Genomic DNA, 697 nt, shown 5'->3' with positions numbered 1-697 from the left:
GTAACCGACCTTTAACTGTCGCTGTGCTTTAGAAATGCGTGTACCTGGCTTATGATGCGTGTCAGCCATAATAACTACCTCCGATAGTTGTTGTGGTCAGCGGGGTTGAGGTGCTCCAACATCTGAACCCCGCGCTAATAACTTATCCCTTCCTCTCTTTAGTTGCCGTTTTGCTTATCCGCCCGGTCGTCTGAATTACCTGCGCAACCGTCTTTGTTACCTGGCTTTTTACAATCATCGCGTCCAGAACGGCTTTAGCCACTTCCTGATCTTCTGCTGACATAGCGGCCACAGCTTCAAACCGCAGCTTCATATCGTCTTCCGGCTCCCGTTCGCCGGGTTCAAACAGTAAAAAATCAGACGTGACATGCAGGACAACCGCCAGCTTCTTAAGGGCGTCCGCCGTAGGTAAAGAGCTACCGGCTTCGTAGCGCTTAATCTGCTGAACATGAATGCCGGTTGCATCAGACAGCCCCTGCTGGGTTAAGCCTCTCTGCTTACGCAGGGTAACAACACGTTGGGAAAAGCTCATGGATGTAAACCAGTAATGAATATTACCCATGATATTAACCTCTCCCGTTAGACAGACTTGACTGAGGTATAATATAGTGTACCGTAAAAGTATATTCAATTGGTCTTGACGGGTTTTTAAGAGAGGCAGCGTTATGGCAAGGATGACCCCGGCAGAGCTTGAGCA

The 697-nt window shown here is 48.9% G+C and carries 1 protein-coding gene; it reads right to left on the bottom strand.

What is annotated here, in order from left to right; translation table 11 throughout:
- Window positions 1-142 precede the first annotated feature (142 nt).
- Window positions 143-562: a helix-turn-helix domain-containing protein gene (locus JJB97_RS18295; protein ID WP_238715512.1), complete on the bottom strand. Its 420-nt coding sequence runs from the start codon at window positions 560-562 to the stop codon at window positions 143-145.
- Window positions 563-697 lie beyond the last annotated feature (135 nt).

The sequence above is a fragment of the Tenebrionibacter intestinalis genome, from assembly GCF_016632365.1.
Lineage (GTDB): Bacteria > Pseudomonadota > Gammaproteobacteria > Enterobacterales > Enterobacteriaceae > Tenebrionibacter > Tenebrionibacter intestinalis.
Note: the sequence above shows the minus strand (reverse complement) of the source record. Positions and strands in the feature narration are given on the sequence as shown.

What these genes read in the sequence shown, in the direction of transcription:
- JJB97_RS18295 (WP_238715512.1), bottom strand. Translation starts at nt 562, where the DNA reads ATGGGTAATATTCATTACTGGTTTACATCCATGAGCTTTTCCCAACGT.